The organism is Pseudomonas sp. (assembly GCF_037994325.1).
Classification (GTDB): Bacteria; Pseudomonadota; Gammaproteobacteria; order Pseudomonadales; family Pseudomonadaceae; genus Aquipseudomonas.
In genome coordinates, this window is record NZ_JBBNAH010000137.1 from 1 (window position 1) to 5,987 (window position 5,987).

The 5,987-nt window shown below is 61.1% G+C and carries 5 protein-coding genes; all 5 read left to right on the forward strand.

Annotated elements, in window-relative coordinates; genetic code table 11:
* The first annotated feature begins 188 nt into the window (after positions 1-188).
* Positions 189-1,889 carry a ShlB/FhaC/HecB family hemolysin secretion/activation protein gene (locus tag AAAB16_RS04540; protein ID WP_340662270.1) on the forward strand — a complete coding sequence of 567 codons (1,701 nt, stop codon included), beginning with the start codon at positions 189-191 and terminating at the stop codon, positions 1,887-1,889.
* Between the two features lie 24 nt (positions 1,890-1,913).
* Complete coding sequence (locus tag AAAB16_RS04545; RefSeq protein ID WP_340662271.1) at positions 1,914-2,588, forward strand: CsgG/HfaB family protein; 675 nt, start codon at positions 1,914-1,916, stop codon at positions 2,586-2,588.
* A 28-nt stretch (positions 2,589-2,616) separates the two neighbouring features.
* Positions 2,617-2,982 carry a DUF4810 domain-containing protein gene (locus tag AAAB16_RS04550; RefSeq protein ID WP_340662272.1) on the forward strand — a complete coding sequence of 122 codons (366 nt, stop codon included), beginning with the start codon at positions 2,617-2,619 and terminating at the stop codon, positions 2,980-2,982.
* Complete coding sequence (locus tag AAAB16_RS04555) at positions 2,982-3,644, forward strand: DUF799 domain-containing protein (protein ID WP_340662273.1); 663 nt, start codon at positions 2,982-2,984, stop codon at positions 3,642-3,644. The genes AAAB16_RS04550 and AAAB16_RS04555 overlap by 1 nt, the downstream gene beginning before the upstream one ends.
* Before the next feature lie 134 nt (positions 3,645-3,778).
* Positions 3,779-5,987 (forward strand): filamentous hemagglutinin N-terminal domain-containing protein (locus tag AAAB16_RS04560; protein WP_340662274.1); only part of this gene is annotated, 2,209 nt, incomplete at its 3' end.

The window sequence follows — 5,987 nt, forward strand, 5'->3', positions numbered from 1 at the left end:
GCACAGCACACCCTACAAGGTGCAAAAGTCGGAAAAATTTTGCGGGTTTGTAAGCCATTCGCTATCCACTCTGTGAGTGATGTCGCAATAGTGGCCAGTGGGTCAAAAAAGCGTCGCCAGGGTTTTGTTAATCCTGTTTAATCCGCGCCTTCTCAATTTCGCATCACCCTCTTCAAGGGACTGAAGGCATGTCTTCGCTACGTTTTAGGGCGCTTATTGCTGCCCTGTTAGCTGTTACTTCTATTGCTCCCATCGCCCTTGCCGCCGAACTGCCTGCCGACCGCGATTTAATCCGCGACCGCCAGGAGCGCATCCTGCAAGAACAGCAAAAACGTCTGGACGAACTCCAGCAACTGCCCGGCAAACCCAGCGAAAAACCAGCCCCGGCCGCCAACCCCGACGCGCCGTGTTTTGCCATTCGCCATATCACCCTGCAAGGCGCCACGCTGCTGCCGGCCAGCCGCCAAGCCGAACTGCTGCGCCCGTATGAAGGCCAATGCCTGGGCAGCGCGCAGCTTAATGAGTTGCTGAAAAGCATCACCCAGTTCTACATCGACGATGGCTACGTCACCTCCCGCGCCTACCTGCCGCAGCAAGACCTGGCCAGCGGCGAGTTGCAGATATTGGTGGTGGAAGGGCGCCTCGAAGGCCTCGACGAATCGGCCATCGCCAGCCCCCGCGAAATGGCCATGACCTTTCCCGGCACCACCGGCGAAGTGCTTAACCTGCGGGAAATGGAGCAGATGGTCGACCAGCTCAACCGCCTGCAATCGCGCCCCGCGCAAATGGAACTGGTGCCCGGCGCCCAAGTGGGTGGCAGCCGCGTGCGGTTGCAAGGTGAGCCCGGCAAACCCTGGCAAGCCAACCTCAACCGCCACAACGACGGGCAAACCTCCACCGGCGAACAACAGTGGGGCGCCGGTTTTGTTTGGGACAGCCCGCTGGGCCTGGCTGATCAACTCAGCCTGCGCGGCGGTGGCGACACCGTCAGCGACCACTGGAAACACTCGGCCAACCAAAGCGTCGGCTACAACGTGCCCTATGGCTGGTGGTCGTTTAACTACAGCTACGCGCAAAGCTACTACCGCACCCGCAGCGAAGGCGCGGGTTTTGTGTTTGGCTCCGACGGCGACAGCAAAACCCACAGTCTGCGTGCTGAGCGTGTGCTGCACCGCGACGACCTGAGCAAAACCGCGGTCAACTTCGGCATCAGCCACCTGCAAACCCGCAACTACCTGAACAACAACCTGATCGACGTTTCCAGCCAACGCCTGACCGAAAACCAGCTCGGCTTTAACCATGGCCGGCGTATCGGCACCGCCTTCGTCAACCTTGATATCGGCTGGCAACAAGGCAGCGGCGCCTTTGACGCCCAAGGCGCTGGCGACCCGCACCGCGCCCAGCCGGTGTCGCGTTACAACAAATACAGCCTCACCGCCAGCTACCTGCAGCCCTTCAGCCTGTGGAATGAAAACTTCAGCGTCGACAGCCTGATCAACGGCCAGCGCAGCGAAGACGTGCTGTTCAGCCCGCAGCGCATCAGCCTGGGCGGCTTAAGCTCGGTGCGCGGTTTTAAAGAGCAATCGCTGTCCGGCGACAGCGGCGCCTACTGGCGTAACCAACTGCGCTGGCGTCGCCCGGTGGCTTTCGAGCCCCTGCGCCCCTTCCTGCAGGAATACGCCGTGGCCCTGGCCTATGACTTGGGCGTTATTCAGGGCGACCGCTACAACGGCAACCAACACGGGCGCCTCTCCGGCAACGCCATCGAATTCAGCACCCGCGGCAAAAACCTCGCCGCCAGCGTGACCTTTGCCCGCTCACTGGAACGCCCCGACGCCATCGAGCGTCAGGAGCACCCGGTGTATTTCCGCCTCGACCTTTTTTTCTAACTGTTTACCAGGGAGTTTCACCGCATGTTGATAAATAAAACCGTGGCTTCTCCAGCGCTGCTGGCGCTGCTTGTGGTGGGCCTTGCCGGCTGCGCCACCGAGTCCTCGCGCAGTGTGCCTGTGCAGCAAGTGGTGAGTGCCGCTTCCGTCTACAACGGCGCCCGCAGCCCGATTGCCGTGGGCAAGTTTGATAACCGCTCGAGCTATATGCGCGGGGTGTTTTCAGACGGTGTGGACCGTCTGGGCAGCCAGGCGAAAACCATCCTGATCACCCACCTGCAGCAGAGCAACCGCTTCAAGGTGCTGGACCGCGACAACATGGGCGAAACCCTTCAGGAAGCGCAAATCAAGGGCCAGGCTCAGCGCCTGAGCGGTGCCGATTATGTCGTGACCGGCGATGTGACCGAGTTTGGCCGCAAAGAAGTGGGCGACCACCAGCTATTCGGCATTTTGGGGCGCGGCAAAACCCAAGTCGCCTACGCCAAGGTGGCGCTCAATATCGTCAATATTTCCACCTCCGAGGTGGTGTATTCCGCCCAGGGCGCAGGTGAGTACTCGCTCTCCAATCGCGAAGTGGTGGGCTTTGGCGGTACCGCCAGCTACGACTCCACCTTGAACGGCAAGGTACTCGACCTGGCCATGCGTGAAGCGGTGGAAAAGCTGGTTGGCGCGGTCGATAGCGGCGCATGGAAGCCGTAACTGAAGCATTGAAAAGGAGCAGCAGGGTATGAATTTGATGTTTTCCGGGCGGGCGATGGCCGCCATGTTGCTAGTTAGTAGCGTGGCACTAGGAGGCTGCGCGCGGCAGCCAGCGCTGTACCAGTGGGGCAACTACCAGCCGCAACTGCGTGAGCATTTCAACGGTGGCTCGCCCGAAGCGCAGCTCGACGTATTGAAAGCCGATCTGCAAAAAATCCAGGCCAAAAACGGCGCGATACCGCCCGGTTTCTACGCGCAAATGGGCTTGTTGTATTCCAGCCTGGGCGACGACGAACTAACGATGCGTTCGTTTGAAAACGAAAAGGCGCTGTTTCCAGAATCGGCGCCGTACATGGACTTCTTGATGAAGAAGAAAACCGCGGAGGTTAAATAATGGCGCGCCTCTACCGCACCTGTGCATGGCTTGTGGCACTGGCACTGCTAGGCGGCTGTGCCGGCACGCAAAAGAGCCTCGATTATTCGGCGTACAAACAAGCGCGGCCGCGCTCGATTCTGGTACTGCCGCCGGTGAACCAGTCGCCCGACGTCAAAGCCACCTACGGCATGCTCTCGCAAGTCACCGTGCCGCTCGCCGAAGCCGGTTACTACGTGGTGCCGGTCGGGCTGGTGGATGAAACCTTCCGCCAGAATGGCTTGAGCACCGCCAACGATGCCCACGAAGTGGCCCCGGCCAAATTGCGCGAAATCTTCGGCGCCGATGCCGGCCTGTACATCACCGTGAGCCAATACGGCACCCAGTACCTGGTGCTGAGCAGTGCCACCACCGTGACCGCCAGTGCCCGTCTGGTGGACCTGAAAACCGGCACCACGCTGTGGACCGGCTCGGCCACGGCATCCAGCAACGAAGGTAACAACAACTCGGGTGGCGGCCTGGTGGGCATGCTGGTGACGGCGGCAGTAACGCAGATCATCAACAGCTCCATGGAAGATGCGGCGTACCCCATCGCCGGCACCACCAGCGGCAGGCTGCTTTCCACCGCCAAAGGCTCAGGCCTTCTGTACGGTCCGCGTTCGCCCAAATACCAAAGCGACTAACCATCTGTAAACACCACGCCCTCCAGTGCGCCGCAACGCACTGCGGGGCAGGTGTGCACACGCCTACGCACCTTGGAAGTAAGGCAACGCCTTCACCGGCAGCGCCCTTCAAACACCGATTAAAGAGTACCGAAATGGACGTTCGTAGCCCGCTGTTCCAAAACATCGCCTGCATCCTGATGGGGGTGATGTTCCTCAACCCCATCGTCAGCACCGCTGCAGAGCTGACGGTGGACGCGGCAGCGGGCGGCAACACCAACTTGGGCAGCGCGCAGAATGGCGTGCCGGTGGTGAACATCGCCACGCCTAACGGCAGCGGTCTGTCCCATAACAAATTCACCGACTACAACGTCGGCCAGCAGGGTTTGATCCTCAACAACGGCACTGCCGCGTTTAACCAAACCCAACTGGGCGGCGTGATTCTCGGCAACAGCAACCTCAATGGCCGTGCCGCCAACCTGATTCTTAACGAAGTGACTGGCGGCAACCAGAGCCAACTCAAGGGCTACACCGAAGTGGCCGGGCAGGGCGCCCATGTGGTGGTTGCCAACCCCCACGGCATCACCTGCGATGGCTGCGGGTTTATCAACACCCCGCGCGCCACGCTCACTACCGGCACCCCCGTGATCGACAACGGTCGCCTCGATCATTTCGACGTTAACGGCGGCGAAATCAACGTCGAAGGCGCCGGCCTTAACGCCAGCAACATCAGCCAATTCGACCTGATCACCCGCAGCGCCAAGCTCAACGCCCAGTTGCAAGCCCAGCGCCTAAATATCATCGCCGGCCGCAACGACGTAGACGCCGCCACCTTGGCTGCCACCGCCAAAGCCGACGACGCCAACGGCAAACCGCTGCTGGCTATCGACAGTTCTGCCTTGGGCGGCATGTACGCCGGGGCGATTCGTTTAGTCGGTACTGAAGCAGGCGTGGGGGTAAAACTCGCCGCCGATATGGCCGCCAGCGGTGAAGATATTCAGATCGACGCCAACGGCAAACTCACCGTGGCCCGCGTGGCCAGCGCCGGCAACCTGACTGCCAATGCCAAACAAATCGAACTGACCGACACCGTCTACGCCAGCAACAACGCCAGCCTCACCGCCGACCAGATCGACATCGCCAGCAGCCTGGCCAGCGGCGCTAACCTGACCCTGACCAGCGCACAAACCAGCAACAACGGCAGCCTCGAAGCCGGGGTAAAAGCCGACGGCAGCGGCAACCGCGCCGCGCTTTTGGACTTGCAAGGCGGCACCGTTAACAACAACGGCAGCATCACCTCGCAAGGCAACCTCAACACCGACCTGCAACAGCTGAACAACAGCAGCAAAAAAGTGCTGGCCGTTGGCAACGCCACCGTCAACGCAACCAATATCAACAACAGCGCCGGCCAGATCGTCGCGCAACAAACCCTAACCATCACCGGCGACACCCTCGACAACAGCGCCGGCACCATCGCCAGTAACAAAGCCCTAAGCCTGACCCTGGCCAACACCCTGATTAACAGCGCCGACGGCCTGCTGCTGAGCAAAGCCGATGGCCTGACCATCAACACGCAAACCCTGATCAACGCCGGCGGCAGCGCACAGGCCGACGCCAGCGAACTCAAAATAATCAGCAGCACCACGGTCAACAGCGCCGGCACCCTGCAAGGCGACAGCGTTAACCTCAGCGCCACGGGCACCCTGATCAACGACGGCGGGCGCATTGCCGCGACCGCAGGCCAAGCCACCCTTACTGGCGGCGCCATCAGCAACAACGCCGGCACCGTGCTGGCCAAAACCACTCTTAAAACCACCGCCAGCAGCCTTAACAACGCTGGCGGCACCCTCGGCGCCAACAGCATCGACCTCGACCTCGCCGGCCACCTCGACAACAGCAGCGGCCTGATCGAAAGCACCACCACCTTGCTCCTCAAAGCCGGCAGCCTCAGCAACAGCGGCGGCAAACTGCGCGCGCTCGGCAGCACCGGCAGCAGCCAATTTGAAATCGGCGGGTTGTTTAACAACGACGGCGGCCTGGTGGAAATCGGCAACAGCCAACTCAGCCTCACCAGCGCCAGCCTGAGCAACCAAAGCGGCAACGTCCGCCACCTCGGCAACCAATTCGCCCTGGCCCTGGCCGATGTTGGCAACGCCGGCGGCAGCTTTATCACCAACGGCGAACTGACCCTCAACGTCGCCGACTGGACCAACAGCAGCCAACTGCAAGCGCAAAAAATCAGCCTGACCGTTGGCACCTTCACGCAAACCGCCAGCGGCAAATTGCTCTCCAAAGAAAGCATCACCGCCACCGGCGACACCTGGCAAAACGACGGCAGCATCGAAACCGACGGCGCCCTCAGCC

Bases quoted from the DNA above. Each gene is read 5' to 3' on its own strand.
- AAAB16_RS04540 (WP_340662270.1), top strand. From the start codon at position 189: ATGTCTTCGCTACGTTTTAGGGCGCTTATTGCTGCCCTGTTAGCTGTT.
- AAAB16_RS04545 (WP_340662271.1), top strand. From the start codon at position 1,914: ATGTTGATAAATAAAACCGTGGCTTCTCCAGCGCTGCTGGCGCTGCTT.
- AAAB16_RS04550 (WP_340662272.1), top strand. From the start codon at position 2,617: ATGAATTTGATGTTTTCCGGGCGGGCGATGGCCGCCATGTTGCTAGTT.
- AAAB16_RS04555 (WP_340662273.1), top strand. From the start codon at position 2,982: ATGGCGCGCCTCTACCGCACCTGTGCATGGCTTGTGGCACTGGCACTG.